This is a genomic window from Confluentibacter lentus (assembly GCF_002806995.1).
Lineage (GTDB): Bacteria > Bacteroidota > Bacteroidia > Flavobacteriales > Flavobacteriaceae > Confluentibacter > Confluentibacter lentus.
The window spans coordinates 26180-41201 of sequence record NZ_NIHE01000010.1; the positions used below are offsets into that span (position 1 = coordinate 26180).

The 15022-nt window shown below is 34.5% G+C and carries 9 protein-coding genes; 7 read left to right on the plus strand and 2 right to left on the minus strand.

Annotated elements, in window-relative coordinates; genetic code table 11:
• Nucleotides 1-259: 259 nt before the first annotated feature.
• On the minus strand, nucleotides 260-691 hold the full coding sequence (locus tag CDH50_RS14020) for a PH domain-containing protein (protein WP_100612921.1): 432 nt from the start codon (nucleotides 689-691) through the stop codon (nucleotides 260-262).
• A gap of 318 nt (nucleotides 692-1009) precedes the next feature.
• Here CDH50_RS14020 and nhaD point away from each other — a divergent pair, with 318 nt between their 5' ends.
• The 6 genes from nhaD to CDH50_RS14050 all read left to right on the plus strand — a co-directional run bounded on the left by nhaD (nucleotide 1010) and on the right by CDH50_RS14050 (nucleotide 7141).
• Nucleotides 1010-2314, plus strand: a complete 1305-nt coding sequence (gene nhaD, locus CDH50_RS14025; RefSeq protein WP_100612922.1) for a sodium:proton antiporter NhaD — start codon at nucleotides 1010-1012, stop codon at nucleotides 2312-2314.
• A gap of 157 nt (nucleotides 2315-2471) precedes the next feature.
• Nucleotides 2472-3284, plus strand: coding sequence for an SDR family oxidoreductase (locus CDH50_RS14030; protein ID WP_100612923.1), 813 nt, complete (start codon nucleotides 2472-2474; stop codon nucleotides 3282-3284).
• A 16-nt stretch (nucleotides 3285-3300) separates the two neighbouring features.
• Nucleotides 3301-4464 carry a mannonate dehydratase gene (uxuA, locus tag CDH50_RS14035; RefSeq protein WP_100612924.1) on the plus strand — a complete coding sequence of 388 codons (1164 nt, stop codon included), beginning with the start codon at nucleotides 3301-3303 and terminating at the stop codon, nucleotides 4462-4464.
• A complete protein-coding gene (locus CDH50_RS14040; protein WP_100612925.1) occupies nucleotides 4465-5202 on the plus strand; it encodes a (Fe-S)-binding protein in 738 nt (245 codons plus the stop codon).
• A complete protein-coding gene (locus CDH50_RS14045; protein WP_100612926.1) occupies nucleotides 5202-6563 on the plus strand; it encodes a lactate utilization protein B in 1362 nt (453 codons plus the stop codon). Before CDH50_RS14040 ends, CDH50_RS14045 begins: the two co-directional genes overlap by 1 nt.
• Complete coding sequence (locus tag CDH50_RS14050; RefSeq protein WP_100612927.1) at nucleotides 6560-7141, plus strand: LutC/YkgG family protein; 582 nt, start codon at nucleotides 6560-6562, stop codon at nucleotides 7139-7141. Before CDH50_RS14045 ends, CDH50_RS14050 begins: the two co-directional genes overlap by 4 nt.
• Nucleotides 7142-7237: 96 nt before the next feature.
• On the opposite strand, the gene CDH50_RS14055 is transcribed toward CDH50_RS14050, so the two are convergent.
• The gene (locus CDH50_RS14055; RefSeq protein WP_198513507.1) at nucleotides 7238-11038 is read right to left on the minus strand and encodes a glycoside hydrolase family 3 C-terminal domain-containing protein; all 3801 of its coding nucleotides are present in this window, start codon (nucleotides 11036-11038) and stop codon (nucleotides 7238-7240) included.
• An 826-nt stretch (nucleotides 11039-11864) separates the two neighbouring features.
• Here CDH50_RS14055 and CDH50_RS14060 point away from each other — a divergent pair.
• Nucleotides 11865-14948, plus strand: coding sequence for a PAS domain-containing hybrid sensor histidine kinase/response regulator (locus CDH50_RS14060; RefSeq protein WP_100612929.1), 3084 nt, complete (start codon nucleotides 11865-11867; stop codon nucleotides 14946-14948).
• Nucleotides 14949-15022: the final 74 nt, after the last annotated feature.

Consider the following 15022-nt stretch of genomic DNA (forward strand, 5'->3'; position numbering starts at 1 on the left):
AAGTTGGTTTTTTGCTTAAAATCATAATATGGAATTTATAGATAATAACATACATTTTAAGCGTTAACAAGGTTATAAAAAATCATTCCAAACAGCGTTAAATAAATGTGAAAATGATATCAAATATGAAACATGCACTTTAAAAAATTATCACTAATACTATAAAATCTTTCCTCAAATCTTTTAGTGTATACAAGCAATAATTTTTACTTTTCAATACCTCTTTTATTTCTAGCTTAGAAGTTGAAGACAATATCTTTTAATTATCAGTAATATGATTCTTGATATTTTGATTGATAAGCGTTAAATCTTTAGCAAAAGCAGCTTTGTCTTTTGGAGATATAATAAGGATGTCAAATTTACCATAGGCAATCTCAATTCTGTCAAATGAAGGCGCTGGTGAAGATATTAGGCTGTTTGTTTTGGATATTTTTTTTATCTCATGGATGTTAATACTCTTGCGATACAAGAAACCGCATTTGATTTTAAGTACATCGTTGTCTATAACATATTCTGTTCTCAAGAATATATTTAAAATGAAGAGATAGGAAGAAATTAAAATGACTATTAAAACAATCGAGCCTCTAACAAAACCTGTATTTATGATGGCGAATATAATCGGAGCAAAAAATAAAAAGAAAATCACAATCAATAATGTATAAGAGACTTTGGCATTATATTTTTTAATCATAATAAGTTTCTTGATAAGTTGTATGAGTTTCTTTTAAGCTTTTTACTTAGTGAAATACCTACTTGTGTACAATTCATATTACAAATTTAATGATTTATTTGCCTTCTCTTTTAACAAATAATTATTTTCTATTATTTAAAATATTTCAAGAAAATTTACGTAAAATTACGGGCAAATTCACTTAACATAATTGAAGTTTAAAAAATGGAAAACCACCAATTTATAACTCATACTTACTTCAATCAAATAATCAATAAATTTTATTAATTTCTATTATTATACCTAAATAAATTCGCCAAAAAATTTAACTCACACTTTATGTATCTAGCCATAATCATTGTTTTCGTAATAGGGTATTTAGCCATTGCCCTAGAACATAATATTAATATAAATAAAACAGCAACAGCGTTACTTTTAGGAGTTATATGTTGGACTTTGCTTGTTTTTGGAAGCAACACCATTTTTCCTAATTTAGAAAGCATAGAATCTTTGCATTTCATTTCTGAATCGCTTTTAGAACAAGTTGGAGAGATTTCCCAGATTTTATTTTTTCTTTTAGGAGCCATGACTATTGTGGAGCTTATGGATGCCCATGAAGGATTTGGATTAATCACCGATAAAATCAAGATAAAGAAAAAAAGTCATTTGCTTATTGCATTAAGTTTTATAACATTTTTTCTATCTGCAGCTTTAGATAACCTTACAACGGCGATCGTTATGGCAGCGGTTTTAAGAAAAATGATAAAAGATAAAAACGATTTATGGATTTTTGCCTCCATGATGATCATAGCCGCCAATGCTGGGGGTGCATGGTCACCAATAGGTGATGTAACTACCATTATGTTATGGATTGGCGGACAAATTACTGCTGGTAATATTGTTACCGCAATTTTCATTCCTAGTTTGGTTTCTACACTTATACCACTAGCTATTTTAAGCTTTAACCTAAAAGGTGATGTAGTAATAATTGATGACGAAATTGACACTGTCCAAATAAAAAGTGATGTAACCACATTTGAAAAAACAATTGTTTTTACAACTGGAGTAGCAGCGTTATTATTTGTCCCCATTTTCAAAACAGTAACGCATTTGCCTCCTTTTATGGGCATTTTATTTGGGTTAGGCGTTATGTGGATCTTGACAGAAGTTTTACATATGAAAAAAAGTGAAGATCATAAAAGATCCCTATCAATTTCAGCAATTCTAACACGGATTGATACCCCAAGTATCCTATTTTTCTTAGGTATATTATTAGCTGTGGCGGCATTGCAGGTAGGAGGGCATTTGTTGCAATTATCTCAAGTTTTAGATTCTAATTTTGATAGCGTGTACGTTGTTAATTTGTTAATAGGTTTGTTATCTTCCATAATTGATAACGTGCCAATGGTTGCTGGTGCTATGGGGATGTATACTTTAGAAGCCTATCCTCCTGATAGTATGTTTTGGGAACTTTTAGCCTATTGTGCAGGAACAGGAGGCAGTATTTTAATTATAGGATCTGCTGCTGGAGTTGCCATTATGGGGATTTTTAAAATAGATTTCATTTGGTACTTAAAAAAAATATCGATAGTTGCTATTTTAGGATACCTTGCTGGCATTGGAATGTATGTGCTATTAAATTAGTGTGTTTTTTGTGGATTTTTAACTACTGTACTCTTAAACCAATATATTTTGCTAACAAAATAATCTTATTTCTGTCTCTTATTTATACAAAACAACATGGTATTAATTTAAGTTATGTTTAAATTTGCATATCATAGATTATAAAATAAAAATTTAAATGAATTTATTCGATATTGAAAACAAAGTAGTGCTTGTTACAGGCGGAGGTGGTGTGCTTGGTGGTAGTATGGCCGAGTATTTATTAAAAAACGGAGCTATTGTCATTATATTACATTACAAAAAAGATACGGTTGATGAGACGGTAAAACGTATGTCATCAATCAGTAAGAAAGTGGATGGGTTTGTATGCAATGTGACTGATGAAAAAAGTCTTCAAGAGGTGTCTGATGCTGTTATTTCCAAATATGGAAAGATAGATGTGTTAATAAATGCTGCAGGTGGTAATATGCCTGGTGCTACAGTAGGGCCAACGCAATCTTTTTTCGATATTAATATGGACGACTTTAGAAAGGTAGTTGATTTAAATCTGTTTGGAAGTATCATACCTTCTATTGTTTTTGGTAAAGAAATGGTGAAGAACAAAAAAGGCATCATCATTAATATATCTTCCATGGCTTCTGAGAGGGCCATTACAAGGGTAGCGGGTTATTCAGCATCCAAAGCAGCGATTGATAATTACACCAAATGGTTATCGGTTGAATTGGCGTTAAAATATGGCGACGGATTACGTGTGAATGCCATTGCTCCTGGATTCTTTATCGGAAACCAAAACAGAGCATTATTGCTAAATGAAGATGGCAGCTTGACGCAAAGAGGCAATACCATTATTAGTAATACACCCATGAAACGTTTTGGAGAGGCTGATGAATTACACGGAGCGTTACATTATTTGTGTTCTGATGCTTCAAAATTTGTTACGGGCATTACTATTCCGGTAGATGGCGGATTTAGTGCATTTAGTGGCGTTTAATAAAAATTAAAAAAACATGCAAGAAACATTTAGATGGTTCGGAGTAAATGACTCCGTAAAATTATCATATATAAAACAAGCAGGAGCAACTGGTGTAGTTACGGCCTTGCATCATGTTGCCAACGGCGAGGTTTGGGAGGTTGAAGAGATTTTAAAAGTCAAAAACCTTATTGAATCCCATGGTATGGAATGGTCGTTTATAGAAAGCATTCCCATTCATGAAAACATTAAGTTACGTAAAGGCGATTATTTGCAACGTATAGAAAACTACAAACAAAGCTTAAGAAACGTGGCTTCTTGTGGTATAAAAAATGTATGTTATAATTTCATGCCGGTATTGGATTGGACGCGCACCGAATTGTTCTGGAAATTACCCGATGGAAGCACCGCTTTACGTTTTGATAAAGTGGACATGGCGGTTTTTGAGTGTTTCATCATGGAACGTGAGGATGTTGAAGATTCTTATACACCAGAAATTTTAGAAAAGGCAAAAGTGCGTTTTTCTAAAATGACTTCCCAAGAAAAACAAGTTTTAGAAGACAATGTTTTAAAAGGTTTGCCTGGAACTGTGGACGATTTAACCATTCCTGTGTTTAAGGAGATGATTGCCCAATATGATAATCTGTCCCATGCCGACTTAAAAGCTAATTTATCGTTCTTTTTAAACCAAGTGATTCCAGTTTGTGAAGAACATGGTATTGTAATGGCAATCCATCCAGACGACCCACCTATGGATATTATGGGACTTCCAAGAATCATTAAATCTGAAAAAGATTTGGAAGATTTGGTTGGTTTTATTGATAGTCCATCAAACGGTATTACTTTTTGTACAGGGTCTTTGGGAGCTAATCCAGATAACGATTTGCCAAAACTAGTTAGAAAATTTGCTAATCGTATCCACTTTTTACATTTAAGAAACGTGAGGAGGGAAGCCGACGGTAGTTTTTATGAGGACAATCACTTAGATGGATCTTCAGATATGTACGAAGTTGTGAAAGCTGTTTTGGAAATTGAAAAAGACCGCAATGTACAATTACCTATGCGCCCCGATCACGGACATCAAATGCTACATGATTTAGAACCAAATAGTGCCTATCCGGGCTATACATCCATAGGACGTTTACGTGGTTTGGCAGAATTACGTGGGCTAGCACTTGGTATTTCCAGAAGCTCTAAATAAATGAAAGTTGGGCTGTTCATACCATGTTATGTCAATCAATTATATCCTAAAGTTGGAATTGCCACTTTAGAGCTTTTAGAAAAGTTAGGGGTTGAAGTTGATTATCCAATCGGGCAAACATGTTGTGGACAGCCTTTAGGCAATTCAGGTTATGAAGATGAATCAAAAGGAACTTGCCAGTTATTCATCGAAAACTTCAAAAAATACGACTATATTGTTTGTCCTTCAGGGAGTTGTGTATATCACGTAAAAAAACACTTTGATATTTTAGAACAAACAGATGATGTTATAAATGTTCAAAATAACATCTATGAATTAAGTCAATTTATCTTTCAAATCTTAGGTAAAACCAATGTAGGTGCGTCTTTTCCATATAAAGTCGGCATTCATAAAAGTTGTCATGGTTTGCGGGGTTTGCGTTTGGGGTCTTGTTCAGAACGTATGGATGCTCCATATTCCATTGAAGAAAATCTGCTAAAGGAAGTCAAAGGTATTCAATTAAAAACTTTAAATAGGGTAGATGAGTGCTGCGGATTTGGAGGGACATTTTCCATTTTTGAAGAAGCCATTTCAATAAAAATGGGAAAAGACAGGATCCAAGACCATCTAAATAGCGACGTTGAGGTAATTACTGGTACAGACCAATCGTGTTTAATGCATTTAGAAGGTTTGATTAATAGAAACAACCAGCCTTTAAAAGTGATGCATATAGCTGAAATCTTAAATAGCGCTTTATAATGTCGCACGCCAAAGAAGCCGAATTATTTAATAACGATGAAGCTAAAGTCAATTGGCACGACCAAGCTTTGTGGTTTGTTAGAAATAAACGGGATAAGGCAGCGCATACTGTAAAAGGCTGGGAAGAACTACGGAATTTAGCTTCAGCCATCAAAGCAAACGTGCTTTCCAATTTAGATGAGTATCTTGTAGAGTTTGAAGAAAATGCTCAAAAAAATGGTATCCACATCCATTGGGCAACAGATGCTGAAGAACATAACAAAATTGTTCATAATATATTGTTGAAAAACAACGCTAAAAAGGTTGTTAAAAGCAAATCGATGCTGACTGAAGAATGTCATTTAAATCCGTATTTAGAAGTTAACGGCATTGAAGTTATTGACACGGATTTAGGTGAACGCATCGTTCAATTGGCAAAAGAACCCCCTAGCCATATAGTATTGCCCGCTATTCACAAAACAAAAGAAGAGGTAGATGTATTATTCCAAAAACACTTGGGAACTATTCCAAGTGAAGGCAATCCCCAATATTTAACCAGCGAAGCCAGAAAACATTTACGAAATAAATTTCTAAAAGCCGATGCTGCCATCACAGGCGTCAATTTTGCCGTGGCAGAAACAGGTGGTATTGTAGTTTGCACCAATGAGGGCAATGCCGATATGGGTGTGCATTTGGCAAAAATTCATATTGCCAGTATGGGCATTGAAAAAATTATTCCAAAGGAAAAGCATTTAGGTATTTTTTTAAGGTTGTTGGCAAGAAGTGCCACCGGACAGCCTATAACTACCTACTCTTCGCATTTTAATAAACCGAGCGAAGGAAAGGAAATGCACATTATTATTGTTGATAATGGAAGAACAGAACAATTAGGTAGAGAACATTTTAGAAGCTCTTTAAACTGCATTCGATGTGGTGCTTGTATGAATACATGTCCGATTTATAGACGAAGCGGTGGACATAGTTATAAAGCCACCATACCAGGACCCATAGGTTCCATATTATCACCGGGAACGGATTTAAAAAAACACAGTTCATTGCCGTTTGCATCCACGTTATGTGGCTCTTGTAGTGATGTTTGCCCTGTGAAAATCAATATTCATGAGCAGTTGTACCAATGGCGCCAAATCATCACGAAAGATGTTAAGCAACCAATTGTAAAAAAAACAGTTTTAAAAATGACTGGACGCGTTTTAGGAAATTCTAAATTATATGGGTTTTTTGGAAAATCAGCGCGATTTATGTTGAAACACCTCCCGAAATCTGTCATCAATTCCCAAACAAATACTTGGGGAAAAGCAAGGGATTTGCCCAAAGTTGAAAACGATAATTTTGAGGATTGGTATAAAAAAAGGAAATCATGAGTAGAGAATCCATATTGAGTGCTATAAAAAAAAACAAACCAGAGCAGGTGTCTTTACCAGAAATCGATTTAGGGATTTTTCATGAAGATGTTGATTTGGTTGAAACATTTTCTAAAAATCTAGAATCAGTAGGAGGTAGGATTGTTTCTTTTAATAGAATAGAAGATTTGGATGCCGAAATTAAAAAACGATATCCAAATGCAAAACATATCGTATCCTGTTCAAGTGAATCAAATTTAGCAACTATGTCAATTTCAAATGAAACCGAGCCACATAGTTTAGAATGTATTGATTTGGTTATTATTGATGCGCAAGTTGGCGTTTCAGAAAATGGGGCTGTTTGGATTTCTGATAACGATTTTATCGTTCGTGTTTTACCATTTATTACCAACGATTTGGTTTTAATACTGTCCAAAAAAGACATTTGTTTGCACATGCATGAGGCATATAATATTATCTCAAAACGATATAGAACCTTCGGATTATTTCTTTCCGGACCTTCAAAAACAGCCGATATAGAGCAATGTTTAGTCATTGGTGCCCAAGGAGCTGTTAGCCTTACAGTTTTTCTAATTTAAGCGTATTGATTAGCTTCCGTAAGGTTATTATATACCATAAAAAAAACCTATGACAAGTTAGCTCGCCATAGGTTTTTAAGTTGTTAAATCCGTTTGTTATAATTCTTTCAATCCACTATTTGTTATGTGGAAATAGTCAAAAGACACATTAAAGGGAGTGCTGAGTTTTGTAGTATCTGAATCAAACCAATACGTACTTTTCATATATTGTATTATCAATCCATCGCTTACAATGAGCCCTGACTTGATATCCTTTAATAGTACATTTACCATTCCTAGAGTTTCAAATTTTTTGCCATCGAAAGAATAATAAGCGGTGTACAGACTGCCTTTTTTCTCTAATTTTAGAATTAAATAATTACTACCTATTATTTCTGTTGGCACATTAAAACTTGCTACGGATTTTGCAATATCGTTTTCTTCCATCATAAAGTCGATGGTGCCCGCTTGAACGCCGCTTGAACGTGTTGTTTTTGTAACAGCACGGAACATCAATTTAACAAAATTACTATCATCTTGATAAGCTAGAATGCCTGTGTTTTCTGGTTGTGAAGGCGTTCTGGAGCAAACCAATTTAGTCTCTGCTATCCAATCATTATTAGCGCTTTGTAGCAGTATATTTCTAGCGTTATTGGTGCCTTCCGATATATCTCCCTCTTCACTTGTAATAGTAAGCGATCCATTATTAGTGTTTTTAGTGGCATTATTTTCCCTAAACCATGTCCATTGATTACCCACAGAACCATTAAACTCATCACTAACGGAATTAACATCAAAATTGAAGTAATACATATTTGTTTCCAATGTGATGTTGTCAATAAGCTTTACAATGGTTGTTCCTGGAATGCTTTTAGCTTGTTCAATATCTATAGTCATGTTATCTCCCAAAGCAGTCGCTTTCACCACGGGAATTTTTGATTTTGAACTCAAAAGATAACTGTAAGCTTTTACATTTTTATCAAAACCACTGATATTCTTGCCATTGATGGTAATGGATTTAGGATTCAGGTCAGGCATGACTTTCAGCGGATAATTATTTGAAACGGTTATCCCATCAACAGTAACATAGGCGTGTATTAATGCTACTCCCACACCCGTAGCTATTACTTTTCCAGTTTCGTCAACTTTGGCAACGGATGGATTATTGCTTTTGTAATCCACTTTAGCCTTTGCTAGGTCGTAAAAACTATCGTCAGACATCGCTGCAGTGACACTCGTTTGAATCATATCTCCAGGTCTTAAAACAACTTTATCGCTTTCAGCAACAACCGTTGTTAATATAGGTTTATAAGTGCCACTCATGTTGGCTTCTACTTGACCTTTAATAGCTCTGGAGGATGCACCAATTTCAAAAATGTATTTTCCTTGGTCGAAAGTGATTTTACCTGCTATGGTATCCCAAAACCACAAATCAGCACAGTCTATATCAATAGATACCGTTTTTACTTGTCCTTTTGGAATGGTGACTCTTTTAAAACCTTTTAATCTTTTAATAGGTCGTTCCATGGAAGCAGGACTATCCGGCGTTTTTAAATATATCTGAACAACTTCATCACCATCAACAGCTCCGGTGTTTTTAACATCCACACTAATGGTGACTTTATCATTAGGAGTTATATTGTTTTTATTGATTTTGAAATTACTGTATTCAAAGTCAGTGTAAGACATGCCAAATCCGAATTCATACGAAACATCTTTATTATAATACCAATACGTTCTTCCATTGGTGCCGTCACCACGCAAGGTGTAGTCATTAAAATCAGGAAGATCGTTTAATGATTTATGCCACGTAACATTTAGTTTTCCACCCGGATTCACATCACCGAATAAAATTTTAGCCATGGCGGTGCCTTGTGCTTGCCCATTGTAACCCGTCCAGATAATACCGGGAATGTTTGGTGAATTTTTGAACTGTTCCACTTCAACCATGCCCATGGTTTGCATTACGACAATAGTATTTGGGTTGACGGCTGCAACCGATTTAATGAGTTCGTTTTGGTTTCCTGGTAAGGTTATTTCAAAACGATCGGATTCTTCTCTTCCTGTTGTTTGATCAGTACCAACAAATATTAAAGTAACGTCGGCTGAGGCTGCCATATCTAAAGTTTCTTTATCTGTCCACGGAGTTTCTGCTTCACGATATACCAATACAATGGTTTGAGGACCAGTAATGCCCAATGTGTTTATTTTAACTGGAACCGATTTAGCTCTTGGAAAACCACCTGATTGTTGAGTGCCTTGAATTTTTTCGGTTGCCAATATATTGCCTGTTGGAGAACCGACTCTCACTTCTAGTAATCCGCCTTCAGCAGTTACTGTCATGTTAAATTTAATAGTATCAACATTGGTTATATCAACGTTGTTATAGGCCGTCCAGTCGCCATCTTTTATGCCTCGAACTGAAACTTGTCCAAATCGGGCAGAGGTAATCAAACCCGCAGCTGAACCATCAAATTTTGTGGCATCATAGTCCTTTAAAACCTTATCCTTGCTCACTGTTGAGAAACTCATCATGGTAAAGAAATCCGTTTTCCTATCCGTATTTCCACTTGATTTGGACACAACTTCTATATTAAGATTATGCTGTTTTATATACTTTTGAATCCCTGCCAAAGGAGTTATTTTTAAAGAAGGTTCCACTTCACCCGAATAATCGCCTAACTCAATTTTATTGGCTTGTGGCCCTAAAACAGCTATTCTTTTAATACCTTTTAAATTGATAGGTAGTGCTTTTGTGTTGGTTTTGCCAACAAGATTATTTTTAAGTAGAACAGGAGTTTTAAGTGCAATTTCTAAAGCAAGATCATTATGTGAAGGATCATTAATGATGTTTGGTTTAATGTTGGTGTAAGACACTTTTTCCTTTGGGTCAAACTCTCCAATTCTCATTCTGATGGTAAAAATATTTATTAAGGCTTTATCGATATCTGCTTGGGTTAACAAGCCTTTTTCTAGGGCACTTAAAGCATGGTTTTGATATATACTGCCACAGTCAGTATCCACTCCAGCTAAAAGTCCCAAAGCAGCTGCTTCTTCGTTGGATTTAACGTAATTATGACCTCTAAATATATCATCAATCGCCCCGCAATCACCTGTAACATAGCCTTCCATGCCATAAGTTTTGCGGGCAATATAATCCACTAAATATTTGCTGGCAGACATGGGTACACCATTTACGGCACCATAAGCCGTCATGATAGATGGTAGTTTGTCTTCACGTATCAATGTTCTATATGGGGATAGATAGAACTCCCTCATATCCCTATCATCCATATTAGAACTTCCAGAATGGCGGTTAAATTCCGTATTATTGGCAAAATAATGCTTTCCACAAGGAACAGATTTAAGATATGTAGGGTCGTCGCCCATCAAACCTTGAATAAAACTTTTTCCAATTTGAGACACTAAAAAAGGATCTTCCCCAAATGTTTCGGCTGTTCTTCCCCAACGTGGATCTCTTGCTGGTTCAATAACGGGCGACCAATAGGTGAGTGTAAAAATAAGATCATGGTTAAAACCCCTTGCTTCATCCGAAATCACTTTTGTTTCACGCTTTATCAGTTCAGGATCCCATGTGGCACCTACCGCTACGCTGTTGGGAAATGAGGTAGCGGTCATACCGCTATTATTGTTTCTACCCATAATACCATGCAAAGCTTCACCCCAGAAATCATAGTGATTAACGCCTAGTCTTGGAATAGGGGGCATGGTATTACCTAATTGACTTTGCTTTTCTTCAGGAGTCATCCTCGAAACTAGGTCTATGGCCCTTTCTTTAAATGAATACGATGTGTTTAGATAAATGGGGATTTTTGCTTTTTCTTGTTTTGGTAAAAAAGCCATGGAAACAAGGCAGCAAAGGCTGAAATAAAACAATTTAGTTTTGGTGGTTTTCATTTGTATTTAAATTTTGTGATTTCGAAGAATGATTTATTGAATAACAACCTGATAAAGTGGTTAATGCGAAGAGAAGTTTATTTAAACTTTTTAATATCATGGTTGCTTATTAGCTTAAAAAAATCTAATAGCATTTTAATTTTTTAAACGCTTCAGTACTTGCCATAAATCTTGTAAAAACAATTAAATCCTTTATGTCAAATTCAGTATGGAAGGTTATAATAAATCTCGTGCAGTAGTGTATAAAATATGGTTAAAATGACATATAAAAATAAGAAATATTTTTGTGTTACAGTAGATTTTTATAGGAGTAAACTGAAATTAAATTTCATTAAATAAAAGAAAAAAATATGATTCTTATTATAGAAATTGAAAAGATGAATAAACTGAAATAATCATTATTGTTTTATTCATACAAAGTTGAGGTTTCTAAATTTCAGTATATCCCAACCGCACCTAATTTTAATTAGTAAACTGGGTTTAAATCATAATTTAGTTTCTAAAATTATATTTTTAAATTTGGTTTTATACCATTAAAAATTTCATTCTTTACCTTCATAAATCACCATTTCACAGCAATAATTGTTTGGTATTGTGCTAAAAGTTATGAGATTAATGGTATTTATTTTTTACAATCGTTTTCAAATAAATATGAAATTTTTTATATATTTAGAAATAATTTTATTGTGCCCCTAATGTCTGTTTTTGGTTATTTTCTCTCATACAAGCCGTAAAAAGTGCGTGTTTCTATACTAAATTATGATACAATAGTGCACTTTAAATCTTAAAAACCAACCGGTATTTTTATATTATTTAATTAAGACACGTGAAAAGACTGTTTGTATTTTTCGAAAATGACTTCGATTTTTTATTAGAATCACTGCCTTGTTACGATGGGTTAATCTATTGTTTTTTTAGTGACATAAAGTTATTAAATGCAGCTATAAAGAAAACCAAGCCAGATGCAATATTAATTGATAATTCGGGGTCAAGTGGTAACATTCCAGACTGTATTTCTTTTAATGATTCTAGGTATTATGTGCCTGTTATTGTATATGAAAAGCCTTTTGAAGTAGATAAATATTCCCATTTAGAAGTGTTACAGTTGCCAAGTCAGTTTGATGCTGTTACTATTTTTGAATTGTTTTCAAAATTAAATCTGATAGATAAAGCATATATTGGACAAAAAGAAAAATTAGAAGAAAGCCAACGGTTTTTAGACCTTCTAATGTCTAATATACCAGATGCCATCTACTTTAAAGATCGTGACTCCAGATTTACAAAGATAAATCAAGCGCAAGCCAATACTTTAGGGATTGCTTCTCCGGAAGAAGCCATTGGCAAAAAGGATGAAGATTTTTTTGAAGAAAACCAAAGTAGGGAAGCTCATAACGATGAACAATCGTTAATGGAAAATGGTATTCCACTGATTAAAAAATTAGAACATTTGGTTACATCTAGCGGAGAGAAGTATGTAAGAGCCACAAAAATACCATTGAAGGATTCCAAAGGTAATTCTATAGGTATGTTAGGCATTTCTAGGGATGTTACAAATGAATACCTTATTGAACGAGATCTGCGTAGGGAAAAAAGATATATGGATTTGTTGATGGATAACTTACCAGACAGGATTTATTTTAAAAACAGAAATTCCCAGTTTATTCGTTGCAACATGGCATTGGCAAATATGTTTGGCTTATCCGAGCCAGAGGCGCTTTATGGAAAAACCGATTTTGATTTCTTTGAACACGCCCACGCCCAAGAAGCTTTTGATGATGAGCAAAGAATTATGAGCGAGAAAAGTTATATTTTAAATAAATTAGAAAGCCATGTGAAAAATGGGGAGCGCTTTTGGGAATTAACGACCAAGATACCATTTGTTAACAGCAAACAGGAGGTCATAGGTATTGTTGGCATTTCCCATAATTTTACAGAACAAAAAAGATTAGAAGACCGGCTAGAGAAAGAAAAGGACTTCTTGCAAATACTCATGAACAATATTCCTGATTATATTTTTTTTAAGGATATTAACTCTAAATACATTCGCGCAAACAAAGCCATTGCAAATTTCTTTAAGATTGATATAGAGGATCTCATAGGGAAATCGGATGCTGATTTTCTTTCTAAAGATGCCTCCAATAAACACAGAAAACAAGATGAGATTGTTCTAGAAAAGGGGTTGGAAATAATCAATGAGGTAGAGAAATTGCAAGACCTAGACGGAAATACTATTTGGCTTTCAGTCACAAAAGTACCAATCAGGGATAAGAGTTCTAAGATTATTGGTCTTGCAGGCATTTCGCGAGATGCAACCATGCAGGAATTAACTAAGCAGAGGTATGCCATTGCTAAGGAAAAGGCGGAAGAGGCCAATAAAGCGAAGAGTTTATTCCTTGCCAATATGTCCCATGAGATTCGAACCCCCATGAATGGTATTATTGGTATGGCCGATATCTTGAGTAAATCATCCCTGGAACCCATTCAAATGGAGTATTTGGATATTATCGTTAAATCGGGTCAAACATTATTGTCATTAATCAATGATATTTTAGATTTTTCCAAGATTGAATCTGGGAATATGGAATTGGAAACAGTTCCCATAAATATCCGGAGTATTATTGAAGAGGTTGCCGATTTACATTTAGTGCCAGCTGTTGCAAAATCTACAAACCTTTTTACTTTTATAGATCCTAATGTCCCAGAATTTGTTAATGGTGATTATATACGGTTAAAACAAATTATCACCAATCTGGTCAATAATGCCATCAAGTTTACCTCTGATGGAGAGGTTGCCATTTATGTCAACCAGATAGAAAGCAAGGATGGTTTCCATGAAATTGAGTTTAAGGTTAAGGATTCTGGCATTGGTATTTCAAAAGAAAATCAAAAGAAACTGTTTAAATCATTTTCCCAGGTAGATGCATCTACCACTAGAAAATATGGCGGCACAGGACTCGGGTTGGCCATTTCACAACGATTGGTTGATCAAATGGGAGGTGCTTTAGAACTTGATAGTTCACCAGAAACTGGTTCGACGTTCTTTTTTAAAGTAGTGTTTTCTTTTTCAAACGAAGTTAAGAAGCAAGATATAATTCTTAACAAAGAGGCCCTGAAAGGAAAGCGTGTTGTAGTAGTTGATAACAATGAAACCAATAGATTTATATTAAAAAATTACCTGAAGGCTTGGGGCATGGAGGTGCTGGAATTGAATGATGGAGCTTTAGCTTACGATTTCTTGAAGAAAGCATCTGAAGATGGTAATACCCTTGATTTGGTTTTGGTCGACTACCAAGTGCTTGGGGTTAACGGTAAAGCTTTTGTGCAGAACCTTAAGCAAAACCCAGAAACTAGAAACATAAAACTTATTTTATTGTCTTCTATTACGCAAGCAATAGACAAGGATGGTTTTGAAGTAGGTCTTAATAAGCCTATTAAAATGAACCAATTATTAAATGCCCTTTTTAAAGCTTTAGAAATGCAATACGAAGATAGAGTTGTTGAATGGACAGAAAGTGACAACTATCAGTTTGCATTTAAAAATAAAAGGTTTTTAATTGTTGAAGACAATTTAATAAACATTAAAGTGGCTAGAATTGTTTTAAGTGAATTATCGAATCATGTTGAAGTAGCACAAAATGGTATAGAGGCTATAGAGATGTTTGAAAATCACCACTTTGATATTATCCTGATGGATATTCGAATGCCGCTTTTAGGAGGTATAGAGGCAACCTTAAAAATCAGGGAGCTGGAAAAGAAAAATATGGTAAAGTTTCCTGTTAAAATCATAGCCATGACGGCCAATACATTTCAAGAAGATATTGAAAGATGTTTGGCAAATGGCATGGATGCCTTTCTGGAAAAACCCTTTAAAAGAAAAGATTTGGTAACTATTTTGCAGAGGGTGTTGTAAAAAATGTCTTTTTATATTTCATAAAATAAAAAACCCACAATGTAAATTGTGGGTTTTCCTTTTGCGGAGAAAGA